Genomic DNA, 21,980 nt, shown 5'->3' on the forward strand with positions numbered 1-21,980 from the left:
ATTCAATCGCTTGATACTATCACAGATCTCTATAAACTCTGATTATAGTCGTGTATCCCAATAACCGCAAAACGGGTCAACAGGATTAACTCCTTTAAAGGAGGAACGCCCTACAAGCTTCTCGATAAGTGCATCTATCACATAATTACTTGGTGAATAAGCATTAATGAACGTCGGTATACGCGGTACATCGAGCAAATGATATGGATTCGCTACAGAAATAAACATCGTTGGCAGTTCTTGAATAAACCATGGCATGTCTGCCCCAAATGGAGGCGCCCAATTAATCCGCACAACCGTTTGATTACTATGGGTCTCCAGATTTGAGATATAGACTGCAGCATCATAGTGATCCGTTAACGCCTTCACACCTCCGAACATAGCACTGAAATCAACTTCACTCTTATTGAATAGCGTTACTTCGAAACCTTCCTCTTTTAGCTTGGAAATGAAGTACGGTGCAATATCTGCCCCTCCGAATAAACCTTCCTCGCCTCCTAATGTGAATACCAGTAGACGTTTATGACTCTCAGGACTGATTGGGAGCATTTCCTGTGTATCCTTCACTAAGGTAACTGACTCATCTGCACATTCCTGAGCCCAACGCACATGCTCTTCGCAGCCTAAGACTGCTAGTGCTTCTTGTTCTGGAACGAGCGTGCCTTGTTGTTTCTTTTTATGAAGTCCCAGTGCAGCTTTTACCCCAAGGATACGAGTAACCGCTTCGTTCACTCGCGCCTCAGTCAGAATGCCATTCTCAATGCCTTTCATCATATAGGCAAAGTCTTCTTCTAAACTCTTGTTAAAGAGAAACATATCACAACCCGCAGCTATGGATGTTGGAACCGCAAGTTCCCGTTTCATTGCCATTGTGTACCCTGCCATTGGTGTAGCATCCGTAGTGATCAATCCATTGAATCCAAGCTTATTACGCAACAAATCATTTAAAAGCTCTGGTGCTAACGTTGCAGGCATAATCTCCAAATCTGTAATCCCCGGACGTAATTCTCTGGAATAGGCGGGCTGAGCGATGTGCCCTACCATAACCGTATGTGTGCCAGCTTCTATACAATCCGCATATACCTTGCCAAAGGTTGCATCCCACTCTTCCACCGAAAGCGAGTTAATGGAGGTTAATAAATGCTGATCCCTTTCGTCAACGCCATCTCCAGGGAAGTGTTTAATAGATACGGCCATGCCATGATCTTGAATCGCTTCGGTATACGCCTTGCTCATGCGAGCTACTCTCTGCGGATCAGAACCGAAGGTTCTAGCGTTGGTTATTGGATTACGGAAATTATAATCGATATCGAGAATGGGTGCGAAAGCCCAGTTACAACCTACAGCTCCACCCTCCCGTGCGGCAATGATGCCAAGTTTACGGGCCATTTCAGTATTATCCGTTGCCGCCACCTGCAGCTGCTTGCCGAAGAATGTACCCTCTGCCGCAGAGCCATTACCTCCTGCTTCAAGATTAGCTGCAATGAGAAGAGGAATCTCCGATGTATCCTGTAAGTAGCGATGTGTTTCTTGCACCATCTCTCCGGGTCCGGGACGGAACATAATCCCGCCAATCTTAATCCCTTGAGTCAAAAGAGCAAGCTGCGCCTTATCATCAGTGAAACCGATCGGACAAAACAGCTGCCCAACCTTTCCAGCCAAATCAAGAGAGGCTAAGGTTTGTTCTACCCACTTCATCCCCTCATCATCTAGATGAAAAGGCTTAGCTTTTAAATCTACCATGTCTCAAACCTCACTCTCTCAGATTTACTTATTGGAATTCAAGTGTACAATCAGCTCATCCAACCCTTGCTCCGACATGGCACCTTGACTGAACGCAACCAGTGCACGAAGAGGCATGTAGCGCATCATTGCCATCATCATGTCCGATCCGTCCTGCATCATGGACATCATCCCACCAGCTTGCGACAACATGGATTGAATAATAGCAGCACCCTGTGGATCTCCCATAAGATCACCTATTGTTGAATTACGGGTATAGGATTTAGGTAAAATTACTGTCGATTCAACAACCACACGCTCAGCAAATACGAGCGCTTGAGAGGAAGGTCCCACCAAAATCTCAAATTCACCGGTTTCCACATGCCAGTCTCTCAACTCCACGTTGTAATAAGCGAATGCTCTGCTATCAAGCGTAAAGCTCAACAGCTTCGTTTCCCCAGGAAGTAGATCTACCTTCGCGAAGCCCTTTAATTCCTTGTCTGGCCGCACCACATTACTGAGTACGTCTTTGACATAAAGCTGCACGATTTCTTTACCCTGCATAGCTCCTGTGTTCGTGACCTTCACACTTACTTGTAGCGTGTCGGTATCTTTCAAACTGTGAGTACTCACTGAAAGATCGGAGTATGCAAATGTCGTATAACTGAGACCATATCCAAACGGGAATAAAGGTGTAATCCGCTTAGCATCGTAGTAGCGATATCCTACAAACAGTCCTTCCTTATATTCAACGGTATCTCCTTCGCCAGGGAAGTTTAAGTAGGAAGGATTATGCTCCAGCTGCATAGGAAATGTCTCAGCTAGCTTACCTGATGGACTAACCTTCCCGAATAACAGATCGGAGATGGCCCCCCCAAGCGCTTGCCCACCTAAATAGCCCTCTAGCACGGCCTTGACGTTGCTGATCCAAGGCATTTCAATGGGCGATCCGTTACTTAGCACTACTACAACATTAGACTGAACTTTCGCCACTGCCTCGATAAGGCAGATCTGACTCTCCGGAATACGAAGATGCGTCCGGTCGTAGCCTTCAGATTCATAGCGCTCCGGCAATCCGACGAACACAATCGCCGTATCCACTTGTGAAGCGGCTTCTATGGCTTGTTCAATAAGCTCCAGACTCGGCTCATCGCTATCAGAAGTGTACCCTTGAGCATAAGTCAAGTTCGCAGATGAACCCGCTTCTTCTTGGAGACTGTTAAATATATCATCCAGCCTAGTTGGCTTGATATGTGAGCTTCCACCGCCTTGATACCGTGGATTACGGGCAAAATCACCGATCACCGCATAGGAGCCTTCACGTTTTAGAGGTAGTAGTCCACCCTCGTTTTTTAGGAGTACCATGCTTTCTCTAGCAGCAACTCTAGCTAATTGGTGATGTGCTTCTAGATCATAGGAAGCATTTTCTTTGCGATTCTCCACAGCTTTGGAAATAATAGAGAGCAAGCGACCAACGGCACGATCCAGTGCTGCTTCTGACAATGTTCCGCTACGTACGGCATCAATAATCTTCTGATCCCCAGCGCCATTACTTGACGGCATTTCCAGCTCCAAACCTGCTGCTAAACCTTTAGCACGCTCATTAACCGCACCCCAGTCAGAAACAACAAACCCTTCATGGCCCCACTCTTCTTTTAATATATCTGTGAGTAAATACGGATTCTCTGAAGCATACTCACCGTTTACCTGATTGTAAGAGCACATAACGGTCCAGGGCTGCGCCTTTTTCACCACACTCTCGAAGCTCGCCAAGTAGATTTCTCTTAGTGTACGCTCATCTACAATCGCATCTACTGACATCCGCCGATGTTCTTGATTATTTGCAGCAAAGTGTTTTAACGAAGTCCCTACGCCTTGGCTTTGAACGCCTTCAATATGGCCTACTGCCATCTCGGAGGATAAATACGGATCTTCAGAGAAATATTCAAAATTGCGGCCGCATAAGGGTGAACGTTTAATATTAGCTCCAGGCCCCAGTAAAATAGAGACATCTTCTGCCTGACACTCTTCCCCAATGGCTGCGCCTACCTGCTTAATTAGCTCCCGATCCCAAGAGCAAGCCATTCCAGCTCCCGCCGGAAAACAAGTTGAAGGAACACTATCGAATATACCCAAATGATCATTCCCGGCTTTTTGCTTTCGCAGACCATGTGGGCCATCTGTCATCATGATGGATGGAATACCTAATCGTTCAACGGCTTTGGTCTGCCAGAAATCTAGTCCTGAGCAAAGGCCTGCTTTTTCCTCTAAAGTCATTTGTGCAATAAGTTCTTGAATGTTAGGTACCATGTTCATTTCACTCCTTATGATTGACTAGCTTCTCTACATAGCGATAGAAGAATTGCGACGTTCCTCGAGCTCACGCATCATAACGGGTTGATCCTTGTCAAGACGATAGAACAACAGCAGAGTAATCATTATGATTTGGCCAATAATTGGTGCCCATAAATAGTTAAATGATATCGCGGCTAATGCGGATTCTGACTGCGCCGTTGAATTAGCTACATAACCACCCATCGACAATATCACCCCACCAAGTGCTCCGCCGAGTCCCATTCCCACCTTAACCCCAAAGCTAGCAGCTGAATAAAGTAGTCCTTGTGCCCGAACGCCTGATTTCCATTCCCCATAATCAACCGTGTCGGCCATCATAGCAAAAATCAAACCTGCTCCTACTCCCATACCAAGCCCGCTTACAAGTAACCCTGCCAACAGCACCGGAACAGAAAGGGCATTCCCCCCAGTAATGGCGATAAGGTAGCCAATGATAGATACCACTGATCCTATAATAATTGTGTTCCTTTTCCCGATTTTTTTCACAATAAAAGGAGCGATTACCATCGATAATATCATCAACAATTGCATCGAATTCACTATTGGAATGAGCTCCGGCTTTTTCATATAATAGGTCATGTAATAAATGCTGGTCTGCCCTTGTATCGAGGTTGTGATCCACAGGAACAAGCTCAGTAGAAGCATGATCAACCAAGGTACATTTCCTTTGAGCGCTTTAACACCTTCTCGCATCGGAAGCGGCTTTTCATCAATGGCTTTTACGCGTTCTTTAGTGTTCGCAAACATGTTAAGAAACAGCAGCAGTGCAATGCTTGAGAACAGGATCATGGTGACCAGAAAACCCTTAGCTTGATCGCCACCACCAAAAGCCTTCACAAGCGGCATGGTTCCAGCACTAACTGTAACGACCCCAATCACGGCGAACATCATACGAACGGTATTGATTACTGTACGTTCATTAGAATTACTAGTCAGACTTGGCAGGATCGCAGACAGGGGGAGATTAATACCGGAATACATAATACCGAGCACGGTGTATGAAATGTATGCGTATACGAGTTTACCTGTATCACCAAAATCCGGCGTTAAAAACATAAGTACAGCAGTCAAACTGAAAGGAACAGCAAGCCAAAGGAAGTACGGTCTACATTTCCCCCATTTCGTTTGTGTGCGGTCAATCATCACACCAATAAACGGCTCGACGATCGCATCAATTACGCGGGCAACAAGAAATACCACAGCTACCGCACCAGGGTTCAGACCAAACACATCCGTGTAGAAGTACATGAGATAAAGTGTTGTCATCTGGAAAATCAAATTTGACGCGGTATCCCCTAGACCATAACTAATTCGCTCTCTCCACGGCATTTGATTTTCATTCATACTACCATCTCCCCCGCGTCTAATTGTTAGCGCTTTCTTAATTGCATTGTACTGAAGCTAATTCTTTTAAACTGTCCGTATTTTAACGAAAATAGGGGGCATTTTTATCTTTTAACTGAGCGGATGCATTATGGTTACTGTCAGGATACAGATCAACCTTAAAGAGCTTGCAGAAAATTAGCATACATGTGATTGTGATAAACGCTCCAAATAATACATCCGTTGCAAAATGGTCACCCATAATTATGCGGCTAGTCGAAGTGCAAATCCCCCACGCCACTGCACAGGCAAGCATGAAATTGCGCCATTTACTGACGAAAGGCATAAACATCATCCACAGCATCATGGTCCAGCCATTAGCCGAATGACCCGAAGGAAAGGACTTGTATGCTTCCGAAGTGACACCGTTCTCTTGAATACCTTGGGGGTGGAACCAGCCAGTAAACAGTGAATAGTCACCCTCCATATTGCGAAAACGCATCCTTCCCCAAAAGATTTTGATGATATTTACAAGTAGAATCTCCGCAAATACGATCACGATTGCTGCCCAAGCAGCACGGTTGTATTGGCTTAGCGTTTGAACCGATACACGCTTCAATAGCCATTGTACCAGCGTTGCAATTACTATTGTGATAGCTAAACTGATGAGCATAACACGATTTCCATCCAGCTCATATCCGCGTGAGAGAGTAATGGTTAGAATACCAAATCCACTAAGTAGGATGAATAAAGTGGATACTAAACGGACCACAACCTTCTTCATCAATCGTTCATTTCTAACCGTACTAAATAGAATATTGCCAGCTGCGAATAACACTAGGAAAGCTGGATGTTCTCCATACACCTCAAAAAACCAACCAAACCGAGATTCATGTTCGTTGTACAGCGCTTTGGATAGATTCAGATCATTAAACGTAAAGATCGTCATTAATACCACCCATACCATAAGAAATCCCCATATAAAACGTTTTGTCCCTTTAGTCGTCATCTCCTTGACCCCTTTATAATCGTTTGGAAAACGCTTACAATCGAGATTATAAAGCTCCCCATGTGGTTTCGGATAGGCGAATAATAACTAAAACTAGGGTAAATTTTAACTCTCCTCCTAAGTGAACAAGTGATCCATAAAATAAACGGGCCAGCAGTCCATCACCTAAACGGTGAGGGTGCCGACCCGCTCTACTATTACTATTTATAAGAATATTCGCTTAATATCCTTAGCTATTTCGTGAAGACAATCTTCTGCCTGAGGATATAATCCGGTTTTATCTAAAAAAGCATGATCTACTCCGTTATACTGAATCAGCTTGGTTGCAACGCCAGAACGAGTTAATTTACGAGCGTACGCTTCACATTCGAGCCTGAGATAATCAAACTCCGCCACCACAATCAATGTTTCAGGCATCCCCTTTAAATCTTCTGCCAATAAAGGGGAGAAATAAGGGTCCGTTGGTTCTGCATTATTTTGCAAATACATCTTCAGTATCAATTCACTCATTTGACCCAAGCCTTGAACAGACGGGACAATTAGTTCCTGATGATTTCTAATATCGTACTGATCCAAGCTCCACTCGAAATCGTCGATTTTGACGTCTGCCATATTTACCGTTGGATAAATAAGCGCCTGATATTTAATCATGCTTGTTCCTTTATCGCGATCCATAAGTGCACACACCGTAGCTAAATTGCCACCGGCACTATCCCCAGATACTGCGATTTTTTGCGGATCTGCGTTGATCTCATCAGCATGCTCATAAACCCATTGAACCGTTTCGAAGCAATCTGTAAGTCCAGCAGGAAACGCATGCTCCGGTGCTAATCGGTAATCCACTGAGACTACGACTGCACCTGCTATCTCAGCCAAAGCTTTACATGGATTCTCCACAACATCAACTGTGCCTCCAATAAAACCACCGCCATGAAAAAATACTACTACCGGCAAAGGCCCCTCTTGTACAGGTGTATAAATCCGTAGGGATATTGGACCATTAGATCCTTCTATTGTTTTGTAAGCGGTGTCAACTTTGGTCTGCGTAATGTCATCATTTACCCAACCGAACATGGCTCTTATGGTTTGCACAAATTTCATCATATCGGAAGGATCAGGAATGGTTCTCTCCATCGATGCCATAGCTTGTGCTTGTTGTTGTTGAACCTGATATACACGTGGGTCTAATTGTCCTTGCTCATCCGAATCTGGAATCGGTTTGACTACGAATGGATAATCGTCCCGTTTTCCAATCACTGCCTTGTCTTCGAGGGAACTAATTAATTGTTTATATTGCTCTTTGGTATCCATGATTCACATCTCCTTACGTTCTGTTTGTTTATGATCACAGGATTGATAAAAGCCCTTACATCTGTATAATAATAGGCAATTGTCGATCCAAACAATGCATAAGTTCCTGTATACGGAACAATAATTCTAAATTTTTTTTAATAGTGAGGGAGTTCGACTTATGCCAAATACAAATCCACAAATCCTTCTGTCTGTTCAAAATGCCTTACGCCTGTTAAAGTTGTTCACCCTATCTACACCTGAAAAACGGTTAACCGAATTATCTAATGAGTTAGGTCTCGGTAAAAGCACAACCAGTCGTCTACTATCCACACTGCTGAGTGAGGGTTTTGTTTACCAAGATCCGATCTCTAATAAATATAGACTCGGTCAACGAATTGTATCACTATACAACGTTATCGTCTCTTCATATGTAGACCTAGCAGAAGCAGCAAAACCGCTGACCGCTCGACTTGCGCGTGAAACTTCCGAGGCGATATTAGTGGCTGTATTAGAAGAGGATGAGATCGTGTACATTTTCAAAGAAGACGGTTCTACTAAAGAAGACTTAGCCGCTTCTGTAGGTGCAAGAAATCCTGCCCATTGTACAAGCTCCGGGAAATTGCTCTTAGCTTATCAAGATCCAGTCACACTCAGCAGGATATTAGAGCGCCCTCTTAACCGATATACATCAAATACCATTACCGATCCGTCCGAATTAAAGGAGCAGATTTCACGTATTCGAGATCAGGATTATTGCGTCTCTATAGGGGAATATATCGAAAATATTGTTTCAATCTCCGCGCCCCTATGGGACTCAACAGGCCAAGTGATATCCACCATTACTTTAATGGGCCCGACTCAACGCTTGAATGAAGAACGAATTACTTCTTACACCAACAAGGTCGTAAAGACGGCAAAAGAAATATCTCGTCAGTTCGGTTATCTGTGAGGATGTTAAAAAGCCTAATCCCTTGTGTACACTGACAGGAGATTAGGCTTTATGGTTCAACCTATTAAAAAAGAAAATACACTAAAGCCACACCTTCGACTAACAAAATCAGTGAAAGGATATGTTGTTTCGTATGCTTTAAAAATTTCCAATCAATAAATGACTGGAATCCTAGGGCAATAATTATGAATACAATCCAAAACCATTTCATTCCAATCCCCTGTACGCCATCAGCTATCATTATGATAATTACCGAAATTAATCCAATAAGTCCGAGTATTAATTTACCTTTTATATTTAGCTCATTACCGTCGTCAGAAAGTTTCTCTTTATCCGGGCCAACAATCCATACCCTTAGAAAAAAACTAGAAAAAGCAAGAATTAATAATAAGAATGGAATGATCACTCCTGTTGACCTCCTTCTAAGAAGTTATTCGTATTTGTTTCTACTCATTTGTTCTTTGATTTCTCTTAACTCATTTAATATTTCTTTTGATATTTGCGTACTTCTAGAGTTATCGATGCCTAATTTAATCACAAATACTCCAAGCAAAAAATAAATGACTAGCATTACGATGATACTCAACTCATCTCCACTCCCCTTTTTATCGTTTATTTCTTTAAAGATATAGTTATCCAAAGAGTAATTATTCCTATGATACCATAATAAGGATGACTAAATAATGCATGAGAACTTGCTGCTAACTTGACAACGGATCTGTATTTTCGATAAAATATATTATATCTTGATAATCGAGATAATCGAATTGCAAGAGTCTTTTCAAAGTGAAACTAATAATGCTTCTATTATTTATAGCGGGAATCTGAATAATCTAAACTGAAAAGAGGAACCACAATGGCAGTATTAATTCTATATGCTACAAAATCAGGAGCAACAGAGCAATGTGCAAAAGTATTATCAGAAGAGCTTCCTCATAGTAGGATTTGTAATATTGAAATAGAGAAGCCAAGTCTTGAGGATTTTGATAGCATTATTGTAGGTGCTGGAGTAAGAGATGAGAAAATTTATAAAGCGATTCGTGATTTTATCAAAAAAAATAAAGATGAGTTACTAAATAAGAAGATGGGCTACTATATTTGTAACGAGAAACCAAAGACAACCGAGGAATTAATAGAGAAGAATTTCCCGGATGACCTAAAAAAAGCTGCGATTTGCATCGAATCCTTTGGCGGTTATAAAGCCTATAAAGCGCCCAAGGAAGGTACGGATCAGCTCAAAGGGATTTTTGTTGATAAAATAAGAGAATTTTCAAAGAAATTCAAATAAGAATATAGAATCACAATTAAAAATCCGGTTACCAAGACAAATGATCTTGATAACCGGATTCTTTTTTTTGGAAAATATAATTGAATCGTTTATTACTCCTTGATTGTCAATTCAAACTTCGCACCCACATCACCAACAAATACGACTTTTCCGTTGCTTGGAAGTTTGACTTGTTTAAGACCACTAACCGTAGAGAAATTCACACAAACACCATTCGCATCATAAACAGCAAAGGAACTTTTAGGTGGTAACCCTACTGTCATCAACTTACCTGATGCTGTCTCAGGTACTTCATACCATCTCGCATATCCATCTGCTTGGATAGTTACCAATGATTGCGGGCCAGCATAGATAGGTTTAACGGCATCCTGTGATATAAATAATTGATTACCAAGCTTGAGATACTCCACACCTTCTTTATTTTCAAAAACAATATCCGCAAGATCGCGCCCACCTAAAGTTGGAATTTGCACGGTCATTTCAGCTTTATTCGGCCCAGTTATTTTATTCGACCCCATATAACCTGGTGCATCAGGGAACATAGCAATTCCAGCTACTGGCATACTCATGTAAAATTGTGAGCTATACTTCTCGCTGACATCAAAATACAATTTCCCTTGACGCTGCTGCCAAGCTGACAAGACCTCATTGGTTAAAGCATTCGCCTCTAGTTTTTCAGCTGCATATTGCGAAAGGGCAGTCTCACCAAGCCCTGGAATAACCGCGTATCCTTGAATCCAAAGATAGATACGACCATTGCTCTCCTTCACAAAGCTAACTTTAGTAGTCCCCGCTGCGTCTAAGAATTCACCATTCGTACTATACGAGAATTTCTGAGCTGGAAATGTTGGTGCCATAATCGAAGATATACTCAATTCTCCAGCTTTACTAATCTCTATCTTCAGCAGTTGTGTAGAATCAGCATAGACACCAGTATAATCCAGCAAATCCTGCGGCATAGCCTCTTTATTCGAAGTTTTAAATGTAGGTGTAGGTTTTAGTTCCTTGATAATTCCCTTTTCTTGTAGTGCACTGAGCAAAATTTCGTTAGCAAGCATCTGATCTGTTGAGCTATCCCCGCCAGAAGACACCACAGCTACTGACATCCGCTGTTCTGGTAACACGACAAGTGAAGTATGATACAGACTTGTATCCCCGCCCTTTGTCAGAGCTTTGATCTCGTACTGATTGAATGGATATAAATTCACACTGTCCCAGCCCAATCCATACGCAAACGAATTATCTTTTCCTTTCGGCCACATTCCACGCTTGTATTCCTCTTGCTCCATCGCTTTTACTGATTTTTCTGACAGAATCCCTTTCGACCCTCCAGTGAAAATAGTTGCAAAGCGCACCAAATCTTCAGCCGTGGAATAAATGCCTCCTGTTCCAATCACGTTAATCGTCTCTTTGGGTAAAGCGGCTGGGTAGGTAGCATTGTATACACTTGCCAGCTGGCTAGAATCCACAGAATCTACTGGCGTTTTCGTATGCTCAAGCCCTAAAGGATCTGTGAAATTTTGATGAATGAATGTAGTGAAGTCCATTCCACTGACTTTCTCAACTATCAACTCCGCGAGCGTAAATCCATCATTACAATATACTGAGTAAGCTCCTGGATCTGCCTTTAGGCGTTGAGTTGCCAAAGTCGCTAGTAAATTATCTTTGGCGATAGCATCAGAATCATTGAATAAGAAAGAGTTTGATAAGTTCGAACCCCCAAGGCCTGATGAATGATTCAGCAGCATTCGTACGGTGATTTGCTTATAACGTGAATCTTCCATCGTAAAATGATTCAGATAAGATACGACAGGTGCATCCAAATCTACCTTTCCTTGATCAACGAGCTTCATAATGGAAGCGGTCGTATACATTTTACTCGTCGAGCCAATTCCATACATCGTTGTAGTGCTTGGTGCTGTCTTGCTCTCCACATGGCTGTATCCAGCTTGGCCGCTCATAACGATATTGTCGCCATCCATGAGGGCATATTGGAGACTTGTCGTTCCTATCTTTTCCGTTAAGAATGCTGCCTTCTCTGCCGCGACCTTCTGGGTGTTCACATATGTTTGCGTTTTGCTACTATCCGCTGCAAATGCATTCGTAGGAAGATACACCACTAAAAGTAGAGATACCATCAACAGGGATATTATTTTCTTCTTCATACATTCCCTCCCGCTATGAATTTTCTATTCCTTTAAAGGGTAAATTATCCATATGGGAATGTAAAGGAAGTTTATGCCAATTATCTAATCCATTAATTCTACTTTGTCTCCGATTCTGATTTCCCCCGTCTTAACTACAGAAGCATACACTCCGAAGTGTAGTTCAAACTCTTGGTTAAGTTTTTTCAATAATTTAGGGTCTCTTTCCAGGCTATCCGGGTCCATCGTAATAACCATACATCGCTCACAAAAACTATCTACTTGTAGCTGCACATCTCCTATGGAGAGCTGCCGTCCGATCCAATCCCCTTCGAAAAGCGATTCATCGTTTAGAGCTATCACAAAGTTCCCACGGAACCGTCGTTGATCTAAGGAATGCCCCCACGCCGCCTCAAGCTTCTTCAAACTTGCATCCGTAATGAGTAAAATACTGGCGCCATCTACCGATAACAGTTGCGGGTGCTCTGGCTGTGGATGTGAAGCTTTTAGTTTAGACATGGAGATTGCCGTTTTGGTTTGGCTTTGGATTTCTTCCAATAAGCGCTCATCCCACCCAAAAGCTCGTCCATCTGGTGCAGTGACTAGGATTTCTCCATGGATGAATTGCGCTTGATAGGTTAGCATTTTAGGATTATTTCTAGCCGTAAAATAACGCCACCAGCCCTCTTTTGACTCATCATAAAAGGCACAGTAACGGTCCCCAAGCATTCCATACGGTTCTATCATACAGGTTTCCAATCGTTCACCAGCAAATGACTTGATTGGATAGCGATTAATTTCTCGGATTTCACCAACGATTGATTGCACGGTACAACGCCTCCACTTTCTAAAATGCAATGTATCTTCCTATTTTACCTGATTTGGTTTTACTTTATATTGTTATTTTCACAGTAGCTCATAGCATTTTCAGCTGGTTCTCAATAACATTAAAAATTTTATGTTTTACTAGAATTTATGTTTTATACTATGACTATTACATATGGCGGAAAGAATATGAGAGGTGAATAGTAGTGCGGCCCAATGAATTTCAAAGTTTTGACTTTTCTTTTACACATGCTGTAATTGGAATGGCTCTTATTTCGTTTGAGGGAACGCTCCTGAAATGGAATTCAGCCTTAAGTACCCTCTTGGGGTATGATCATAACGAGTTAATAACAACTTCTCCATCCGTCTGTACTCTTATAGATCAGATTCGTGAGATCGCTGAGCTGGATAAGTCTCTTTCCTCGTTGAACATCCATCCGCATCCATTCCAACAGAATTACTATCAACCGACCGGACACCTGTTATCACTAGAGATCTCCATATCTATCATTTCGGATGCCAATGGTGCACCCCTATATTATTTTACTCAATTCGAAAATAAGACGATAATCAAGCATATGGAAAATCAGCTACAGGAAGCAGAAAAGAATCTGCAAGAGAAAGAGAAATCATTCCTGCAGCTGCTAGAGGGATTACCTCTGACCGTTGTTATAACAGCGAAGGGGATTATACAATATGTGAATTCAGCAGGTTTACAATTAATCCATGCAGAGAGTCTGGATCAAATACTGGGTACATCTACCAATAATATTGTAGACCTTTCCAGTTATCCAATCCTTCAAGAGCGAAGAGAAAGGTATTACAGTGGGAACACGATAGGCTCTGTTTGCTACTTAATTAATTGCTTAAATGGTCAGCAGAAATATGTGGAAGGGTTCACATTACCGATTATCTTCAACGGAAACATGGCGTTTATTGGAATATTCAAAGATATCTCTCAACAAATGCTGGAAGAAGAACGGCTAATCCAATCCGAGAAATTATCCACCGCAGGGCAATTAGCAGCTGGAATCGCTCATGAAATCAGGAATCCACTTACGGCCATTAACGGCTTTATGAAGCTGCTTCGATCTTCCGAGCGCATGAATGATAAATATTTTCTCATTATTGAGTCAGAATTGAAGCGCATCGAATTTATCGTCAACGAGCTGCTAGTCTTATCCAAGCCACAAACGACACATATCAGTAAACCTGTGGATTTATTATCTTTGCTGGAGCAAGTCACCACACTGATGAATGGACAAGCTGCACTGAAAAACCTAAAGATCCTCCCTATCTGTACAGATCAAACCATTTGGATCCATGGAGAGGCTTATCAGCTTAAACAAGTGTTTATTAATTTACTTAAAAATGCGATGGAAGCAATGAATCATGGCGGAAACATATATATTCATGTGCTTACAAATGAAAGCGATGCCCAAATCAGCGTGCAGGATGAAGGTTGCGGGATGACCGAGGAACAGATCAAAGCACTGGGCAAACCATTTTATACGACAAAAGAAACAGGAACAGGCCTTGGATTTATGATCACGCAGAATATTGTACATAATCATGGCGGAGCGATCACTATAGAAAGTGTCCTTGAACAAGGAACTACTTTTACCGTAAGCATCCCAAAGATACTAGAACCAGAGGAAGCCTGCCATGTAACATAAGAAGTGCCGCAATCGCAACATCGTACAAGAACGCTCCTGATTTTCACATTATAATGGTTATACATAACTGGAAAAGAAGGTGCAGCAGTGACTCGTGAAGTTCGAACCATCGTCTTCGATAGCGACTTGAATTTTGAGGCATATCGCTTTGAAGGAATCATGCAGAAATTCCCCAATCATTTTCATGACTATTACGTTATAGGTTTTATTGAACAAGGCAAAAGACTTATGATCTGTAACAATGAAGAGCATATCCTTAACAGCGGAGATGTGGTCATCTTTAATCCACAGGATCCCCATACCTGTGAACCGATGGACGGGAATTCCTTTGACTATCGCGCCTTCAATATTCAACCAGAAATTATGCGTAAATACGTGCTTGAAATTATCGGCATGGACTACTTGCCTAGGTTCACACATAATGCGCTTTACCAAAGTGAACTGGCAATCTCATTACACGATCTACATCAAATGATATTAGAGGATCAAACGGATTTTCAAAAAGAAGAATTGTTTCTGTTTCTCCTCGAGCAGCTTCTGAGAGAATATTCTGATGCAGAGCCCTTCTATTCTTCACAGGACCTTACCTCTGAAATCAAAATCATTTGCGAATACATAGAGACACATTATGCGCAGAATATTACCCTCAATCAATTAAGTGAATTGACAAGCTTAAGCAAATATCATTTACTCCGCTTATTTACCAGACAAAAAGGGATATCACCTTATCGATACTTGGAAACCATTCGGATTAACCAGGCCAAACGACTTTTAGAACAAGGAATACTCCCCATAGAAGTGGCCTCTCTCACCGGATTCAGTGATCAGAGCCATTTCACAAATTTTTTCAAGAAATTGATTGGCTTAACCCCTAAGCAATATATGCGTATCTTTATTCAGCAGCTAGGACAAAAGCAATCAACGGAATACACGATATGATGGATCAACGTAAGACCAATACAGGACATCTACTGGCTCTGATTACGATTTTAATCTGGGGAACAACCTTTATTTCCTCAAAAATACTACTAACAGACTTTACTCCCGTTGAAATTCTGTTCTTCCGCTTTCTATTAGGTTACTTTGTATTGTTACTGATCTATTCACGTCCAGTGCGAACGAAATCATTTAAGGAAGAATTACTGTTTATTTCAGCCGGATTATGTGGAATTACTTTATATTTTCTTCTAGAAAATATTGCCCTAGTCTACACCCTTGCTTCCAATGTAGGCGTAATTGTCTCAATCGCTCCTTTCTTCACGGCGGTTATAGCTCACTTCTTTTTAGAGGAGGAGAAATTTCATCGCCAGTTTATAATAGGATTTGTAATTGCATTGTCAGGAATTATTCTAATCGGGCTAAATGGGAGTTTTCTTCTAAAGCTGAACCCGATCGGAGACCTTTTGGCTTTCATAGCCCCTATGGTTTGGGCCATTTACTCTGTATTAATGCGAAAAATAAGCGGCTTACAGGTGCATACCATTGGGGCTACTCGCAAAGTATTTTTTTATGGAATCCTATTTATGCTGCCAGCTTTGTTTTTCTTTGATTTTCATCTGGATCTAAGTAGATTTAAAGACACCCAAAATATTACCAACATCCTCTTCTTGGGACTGGGAGCCTCAGCATTATGTTTTGTCACCTGGAATCGGGCTGTAGGCATTTTAGGAGCTGTAAAAACAAGTGTGTACATTTATATTGTGCCTGTAGTTACAGTGGCAGCCTCTGCCCTTATCCTGAATGAAAAGATTACCTGGGCCACTTTGCTGGGAACCTTTTTGACGCTTACCGGTTCATATATTTCTGAACGCAAGCCGAAATAATCATTTATTTCCTTGGATTAAAGTAAGCAGCTATTCCAATATATGGAGTGGATCAAAAACTAATTAGGGAAAACCTCCCTAATTATGTGAGATTTATCGTGCTTCAAGCGACAATTAAGGAAAATCTCCCTAATAATCAGGGTGATTCCTTCGTAAAACGGGTATTCTCGTATTAATTAGGGAGGATTTCCCTAAAAGTCACACATTAAGCCGGTAATTGGCTAATTTTAGGGACAATTTCCCTAATTCATCCTCAACGCGAAAAAAGGGGCGTACCGGAGTAATGCTACTTCGGTACGCCCCTTTCACTATGGACGCTGGTAAACGCTGCTGATTAAAAAAGCGAAACAGGAATAAGCTTTCTTCCTCCCTTGTCGAGGGTCGATTCTAGCATGTCCCCTTTGACACCTCCGAAATAGAGCTGCCAGTACACACCAAAGCGAACGCTAACGTCGTTCTTCACAAGCTCCGGTGGCGTAACAATCAGCCACTGAAATTTGAGCGCCTTAGAAATTTCAAATACGGGATCAAGCACGTTATTAGAAACCATTTCTCCAAAAGGATTGTCATATAAAAAGACCGTCCATCCTTTGTTCTCACGATTCACACGTTTATGCGTCATGATCATCATGGCTACCAGCAGCTGTACAGATTGGCGTTGTCCACCACTGCCAACAGCTTCATCCAGCGCACCGCGATTGATAATCTCCCAGTCCGAATAATGATAATCTTCCGGAGCGGCGTAGAGGAAGTAATTTTCCGTTACTGGTTTATATACCTGAAGAATCGGGAAGCGATTCTGAAGCGCTGCATAGACGATTCGTCCATCATTAATAACCTCTTTGATTATAAGTGTTGGTACTTGTTCAATCTTTGGATATTTTGAGAGCAATTCCTGGATACAGCGATTGAAATAATCGCTCACCATCGGCTCTACCTCATCGCTTGATCTCGGTATATTGATATTCTTATAATTCAGGCGTACCAGCGGGAAGGCATAATTATTCTCATTATGAATAATCATTCGACGTTCCATTCGCTTCATAATATCAATGATTTGTACTACACGATAAGAAGCCCGAGCTACCCACATCTTGCGGGACAGATCCATATCCTCCTTATCGCTTTGAATGCTCTCAATCTGATCGCGTGAACTACGTAACATCGAATCTAGGACTTGCTGCGCAATAGCAAAGTTATCCCAATGAACCGTATTTAAACGATCTAGAATCTTGGTCTCCAGTTCAGAGTTCCGCTCGTTCTTGGCAAGCTTTCCAGTTAATGAATTTTTCTCTTCCTTCACTTTTCTTGCGACCTCGTCCCGTCTAACCCGGCTATCCTTAATCCCAAGAAGCCAGTCTGCAACCAGAGATTCACAGCTTTCTCTTACGCTCAGCATTAATTCTTCTGGCACAGTCCGTAAATTGACCCGATCCTCAATATGGGCATTCATGATCTTGATTTGATTGGATAATGTCTGAATGAGCGCATCCATCCGTTCCAAAGATCGCTTACACTGGTTAAGCATGAGCTCGTTTTCTTGGAAACGTGCCTGAATGTCTGCCTCTTTTTGCTCCAGCCCTTCATTCCAAATCTCCACGGCACGCTCGTGTTTCTCTTTGATGCCTTTTTCTATCTTGCGCAGTTCCTTCTGCAAATTCTCCAATTCGGTCTGGCAGCGGATGAAAGAGTCGTGAACCATCTGATAGTCCTCTTCCAGCAAAGCGGTTTCTGACTTTTGACGGTTTCTTGCAGCCATAATGGATTCGGTAGATTCAGCAGGTTCTGTTACCTTCCGCCAATTCTCATCCACTTGAATCAGGCTTGCTTCAAGCTCCGTCAGATTCTCACTTGCCGCTTTAATCTGGGCGGCTCTTGTTCGAATTTCAAGCTCATTCTCCGTCAGCGATTGCTGCAGACTTTCAACGGTACTGAGCTGCTGCAACAGAAGATTCTGCTCTACGGGATCTATGGGTGTGACTTCCAAATCATCCGACAGCTGGTGAGATGTCGGAAATACAATCTCAGGAAACCAATGCTGCAGTCTAGGAAACAGAGCATACTTGGCATCTCCCATCCATTTCTCACGCTCTCCGCCAAGGCTTACCATTTGCGCTTCAAGATGCTCGAGCTGCTGGTCTTTACTCGCTAGCTCCTTGCTCACTAGACTCTTACGATCTGTATATTTTTTCTTCTCCTTTTGATCCTGCTCATGCTTCTTAGAACGTTCAATCCAAGCTTGTAACGCTGCTGCTCTCTGCTCATGCTCTGCACTAAGCACTTTATTCTCGATAAGTTCCCGACCGATCCGAGCAAGCGTGCCCTCGTTCTCATCCATCTCGTTGCTCAGACTGATAATGCTCTGCTGAAGTTCACTCTGCAGTTTCATAAGGGTATTGCGTTTGGCTGTAATCGTCACAGTGTTCTCTGTTTGGTATAACCGCTCATATTCCTGCCGCACAGATTTCAACTTCGATAAATAAGCCTCTGCGTCCTGAAGCACTTGTTCTTGCTCCTTGAGCTTCGCCTGAATACCGCTCTTAAAGTTTAAGAAACGATCTGGCTCCAGTACCATTTGTGGGCCTTGGTTAGCTAAAAGCTTAAAAGATACTGGATCTGAAGCTGCCATCTCTTCACGGATAAAGATAGGCACCGCTGATTTCAGCAGTGTGTCCTTCAGCAAATCCGGTTTTATTTTATCAGCTTCGCGCCGGGTTACAATCAGACTATAAGGAAGGAGTGGATGGCGTTCTAGTTCTTCCTCACATTCTAGGTATGGACGATCATTTAAATAGGAACTGCCCGGTGTGGAATGAATCTTGAGCGAATCAAGTGTATCCTTGACCGCGAGAATATCTGAATTCGGCAGCCAGTAGGATTGGTTCTGAAGTTCCACGTCCATAAGCTGATTGTAGTAATCTCGTCTGGAACGTTTTGTCTGCTGCTCCACTTCATCCATTTTGCGGATAAATCGTAGTTGAATCGTATCTTGTTCTTCAAAAAGGCCAGTAGCTCCCAAACGATTATGTTCATCAAACATCTCCAATAGCACAACAATCTGTGACCATAACTGTGATTCTTTATAGGTCTGCGAATCAAGCAGTGCCCCGAGCTCGTCTATCTCTCGTTCATAAGAGCGATGTTTCTCACTCCGCTCGGCATGATTCTTATGTAGTGCCAGCTTTCGATTCTCTGCCTCTTTATGCTGTTTCTCTAGCGCTTCCATATCCAGAAGTATCGTTTTGGCCGCTGAAATCGTGCGTTGAAGCGCCGGCACCGGAGCATGGGTAGCTTCCTGGCCATACTGGGCTGCGAATGTGCCGAGTTCTTCTGTATATTGTCTAATAGATAATGTCAATTCATTAATCTGGATATCCAAGCCTGCTAACTCCAGCAGGAAGCTCTCCCGCTCCTTGCGCAGACCTTTTTCTTCAGTTATCAGAGCTCGCTCCGCTGTTCCAAATCCTCTGATCGTTTGTTGCCAGAGGCTAGACACCACATCCCACTGTTCCCGAAGCTTTTCTTTAGCAGCCTGAATGACCTCTTGACGTTCTTTCATCTCCAGAGAACCTTCGATCGCTTGAATTTCTTTCTGCCATTGCTCAATTTGTCGTATGTGGAGCATACGTTTAGCTAAGAAATGAGCCACTTCAAGCTTTTTCTCCTGCGCCTTGGAATCGTCCAACCGTCCACGTGCACGTCTCTGATCATCACTAAGCTTTTTGAACTCTTCCTGTTTCAGTTCCGTTTCTTCTTTGCTGCGCAAATACTTTAGATTGTCCGTCTCAAATCGCAATTGCTTCGCATTCTGATAACGCCCAGCCAGTTCATTACCAACCTTACTTCGCTCTTCTTCCGCATTTCTCTGTTCTTCATGAATAACCGTATAGATCTGACGTCCACGAAGTTCAGTTTCTTGAACAACACTCTCTGCCTCTACTCCTAGCTTCACCAGCTCGTATAAAGGTGCAGCCATTCCAAGAAACTCTGTGTAGACTTGTTCCCGCTGTTCAAGCATTGGCAGGCGTTGAGCTACTGTCGCCGTGTCAATAAACATCCGCTGCAGCGTATTGTCTTCTTCTTTGGGTCCCTCATTCAGACTGGAGCCGATCTCAGGGATAATTAACTTTTCGAATAAGTTATGGTTGGTAAAGGCATCATTCTTTTTAAAATAACCTTTAATACCGCCCTCTTCCCCATTGATCCGCCGCATATTGCGCCACTCGGCGATATGGATATCCCGAGTAGCCAGGAAATCATAATATCTTTTTAAATCCGAGCTATGGCTACCGAAAGGTACAATTTCTCCCCTCCGATCTCGTATAAATTGCTGGATCGTTTCAAAACTCGTAGGTTCAGCAGACGCTTCATCAAAGAGTGGCAACGTAGAAAGGGTAAGTTCAGACGCTTCACCGTAATCTGTAAGTGCATACAGTAGGTAATCCACTTTAATATCCTGCTGATCTAGCGAGTTATGTACCGTCATAGCAATACCAGTCGTCATATACTCATTACGCTCATTGTTGTCCAGATGCCATTCGATAGCTACATGAAAGGTATAAGGTTTAAGTTGTTTTTTATGATTATGAAAAAATGCTTCAACCTGGTTCTCACTGTCTTTTCCCCATGGTGTTTTGGGCATTAATAACTGAAATATGGATTGCAGCAGTACGCCTTTTCCGCCACCATTCATAAGCGTAATAAGCGTATTGGCTGGTCCCTCTTCGTTACAGAGGTCCAGAATCATATCATCATATTTCTTGAGCATTTTCTCGTATTTAAGTCCTGTAATCCGTATGCGTTCAATCCGCGGCATTAATAGCACCGTCTTTCTCAGCTAAAGTTCGTCCAATAAGTTTTTTTAATTCCTGATACCGGTCAACATCATGATATAAATACCGCATTCTCTCATAAAGCTCTTCCCGTGGGAATATCCGCTTCTCTGACTCCGAGATGAACACGAGCTTCTCCTCTTCCAGGAGCTTCATGCCTTCATGAATCAGCCCGATTCGTGAGCCTGCGCCTCTTGTCAGAAGATCGCTCTCTTCCTGACTCTTAGTTTGCATATAGAGATTGGTCCACACTTTAGACATCGCTTGGATATCCAACCGCCACTGCTGGCTAAACCGACCATCTTCATCCATTTGCATCCATGCTTGAAAAAGTGAAGACACCTGATCGGATATCTGTATATAGGACATACTGTCCTGCCCAGATTTAAAGTGAGTCTCATCCTGATCCATCTCGGCCAGAAATACAAGGATGATGATATTAATGATATGTAAATGAGTTTTACGCTCAATTCGAGAGTATTTATTCTTCAACTGCGTGAAATTGGTGGCGAACACAGACCCGAGTGGATTGACCAACAAATGGAGACGGTGTCCGGAATTCATCACTCGGCAGCCTGCCTCCTTGGCAACATATTGAAGCGCATCATATGTTCCTGCATCCTGAAGGCATTCAGCAGCCGCAGGATCATCGAGAGGGATTACCTTTTTACGTAGTAATTCAAAAAATAGCCGTGAAGCTAGCTGTACCTGTTCTAATGTATAACTCATGCTAGTAACTTC

At 42.6% G+C, this 21,980-nt stretch carries 16 protein-coding genes; 5 read left to right on the forward strand and 11 right to left on the reverse strand.

The window, feature by feature from the left end; genetic code table 11:
- Positions 1-42 precede the first annotated feature (42 nt).
- From QNH28_RS19135 to QNH28_RS19155, 5 genes are all read right to left on the reverse strand, one after another.
- Complete coding sequence (locus QNH28_RS19135) at positions 43-1,743, reverse strand: glycoside hydrolase family 3 protein (RefSeq protein WP_283908090.1); 1,701 nt, start codon at positions 1,741-1,743, stop codon at positions 43-45.
- A 24-nt stretch (positions 1,744-1,767) separates the two neighbouring features.
- A complete protein-coding gene (locus QNH28_RS19140; RefSeq protein WP_283908091.1) occupies positions 1,768-4,032 on the reverse strand; it encodes a beta-glucosidase family protein in 2,265 nt (754 codons plus the stop codon).
- Positions 4,033-4,065: 33 nt separating this feature from the next.
- Positions 4,066-5,421 carry an MFS transporter gene (locus QNH28_RS19145; RefSeq protein WP_283908092.1) on the reverse strand — a complete coding sequence of 452 codons (1,356 nt, stop codon included), beginning with the start codon at positions 5,419-5,421 and terminating at the stop codon, positions 4,066-4,068.
- A gap of 82 nt (positions 5,422-5,503) precedes the next feature.
- Entirely contained in the window at positions 5,504-6,409 is a 906-nt protein-coding gene (locus QNH28_RS19150; RefSeq protein ID WP_283908093.1) for a phosphatase PAP2 family protein, read from the reverse strand.
- Positions 6,410-6,613: 204 nt separating this feature from the next.
- Entirely contained in the window at positions 6,614-7,720 is a 1,107-nt protein-coding gene (locus tag QNH28_RS19155) for an alpha/beta hydrolase (protein WP_283908094.1), read from the reverse strand.
- Between the two features lie 160 nt (positions 7,721-7,880).
- Between QNH28_RS19155 and QNH28_RS19160 the strand changes: the two genes are divergently transcribed.
- Complete coding sequence (locus QNH28_RS19160) at positions 7,881-8,651, forward strand: IclR family transcriptional regulator (RefSeq protein WP_283908095.1); 771 nt, start codon at positions 7,881-7,883, stop codon at positions 8,649-8,651.
- Positions 8,652-8,715: 64 nt separating this feature from the next.
- On the opposite strand, the gene QNH28_RS19165 is transcribed toward QNH28_RS19160, so the two are convergent.
- Both QNH28_RS19165 and QNH28_RS19170 read right to left on the reverse strand, forming a co-directional pair.
- Complete coding sequence (locus QNH28_RS19165) at positions 8,716-9,057, reverse strand: DUF4181 domain-containing protein (RefSeq protein WP_283908096.1); 342 nt, start codon at positions 9,055-9,057, stop codon at positions 8,716-8,718.
- Positions 9,058-9,081: 24 nt separating this feature from the next.
- Positions 9,082-9,291 (reverse strand): hypothetical protein, encoded by a 210-nt coding sequence (locus QNH28_RS19170; RefSeq protein WP_283908097.1) that lies wholly within the window; start codon positions 9,289-9,291, stop codon positions 9,082-9,084.
- A gap of 216 nt (positions 9,292-9,507) precedes the next feature.
- Here QNH28_RS19170 and QNH28_RS19175 point away from each other — a divergent pair, with 216 nt between their 5' ends.
- On the forward strand, positions 9,508-9,939 hold the full coding sequence (locus tag QNH28_RS19175; protein ID WP_283908098.1) for a flavodoxin domain-containing protein: 432 nt from the start codon (positions 9,508-9,510) through the stop codon (positions 9,937-9,939).
- A 92-nt stretch (positions 9,940-10,031) separates the two neighbouring features.
- On the opposite strand, the gene QNH28_RS19180 is transcribed toward QNH28_RS19175, so the two are convergent.
- Positions 10,032-12,104, reverse strand: a complete 2,073-nt coding sequence (locus QNH28_RS19180; protein WP_283908099.1) for a serine hydrolase domain-containing protein — start codon at positions 12,102-12,104, stop codon at positions 10,032-10,034.
- 84 nt (positions 12,105-12,188) lie between these two features.
- Positions 12,189-12,911: an MOSC domain-containing protein gene (locus tag QNH28_RS19185; protein ID WP_283908100.1), complete on the reverse strand. Its 723-nt coding sequence runs from the start codon at positions 12,909-12,911 to the stop codon at positions 12,189-12,191.
- Between the two features lie 203 nt (positions 12,912-13,114).
- On the opposite strand from QNH28_RS19185, the gene QNH28_RS19190 reads away from it, so the two are divergent.
- From QNH28_RS19190 to QNH28_RS19200, 3 genes are all read left to right on the forward strand, one after another.
- The gene (locus QNH28_RS19190; protein WP_283908101.1) at positions 13,115-14,584 is read left to right on the forward strand and encodes an ATP-binding protein; all 1,470 of its coding nucleotides are present in this window, start codon (positions 13,115-13,117) and stop codon (positions 14,582-14,584) included.
- An 87-nt stretch (positions 14,585-14,671) separates the two neighbouring features.
- Positions 14,672-15,523: an AraC family transcriptional regulator gene (locus QNH28_RS19195; RefSeq protein WP_283908102.1), complete on the forward strand. Its 852-nt coding sequence runs from the start codon at positions 14,672-14,674 to the stop codon at positions 15,521-15,523.
- Positions 15,523-16,407, forward strand: a complete 885-nt coding sequence (locus QNH28_RS19200; protein ID WP_283912205.1) for a DMT family transporter — start codon at positions 15,523-15,525, stop codon at positions 16,405-16,407. The genes QNH28_RS19195 and QNH28_RS19200 overlap by 1 nt, the downstream gene beginning before the upstream one ends.
- A 334-nt stretch (positions 16,408-16,741) precedes the next feature.
- On the opposite strand, the gene QNH28_RS19205 is transcribed toward QNH28_RS19200, so the two are convergent.
- Together QNH28_RS19205 and QNH28_RS19210 are read right to left on the reverse strand one after the other, a co-directional pair.
- Complete coding sequence (locus QNH28_RS19205) at positions 16,742-21,223, reverse strand: coiled-coil domain-containing protein (RefSeq protein ID WP_283908103.1); 4,482 nt, start codon at positions 21,221-21,223, stop codon at positions 16,742-16,744.
- Complete coding sequence (locus QNH28_RS19210) at positions 21,210-21,968, reverse strand: DUF6063 family protein (protein ID WP_283908104.1); 759 nt, start codon at positions 21,966-21,968, stop codon at positions 21,210-21,212. The genes QNH28_RS19205 and QNH28_RS19210 overlap by 14 nt, the downstream gene beginning before the upstream one ends.
- Positions 21,969-21,980: the final 12 nt, after the last annotated feature.

This window comes from Paenibacillus sp. G2S3 (assembly GCF_030123105.1).
Lineage (GTDB): Bacteria > Bacillota > Bacilli > Paenibacillales > Paenibacillaceae > Paenibacillus_AQ.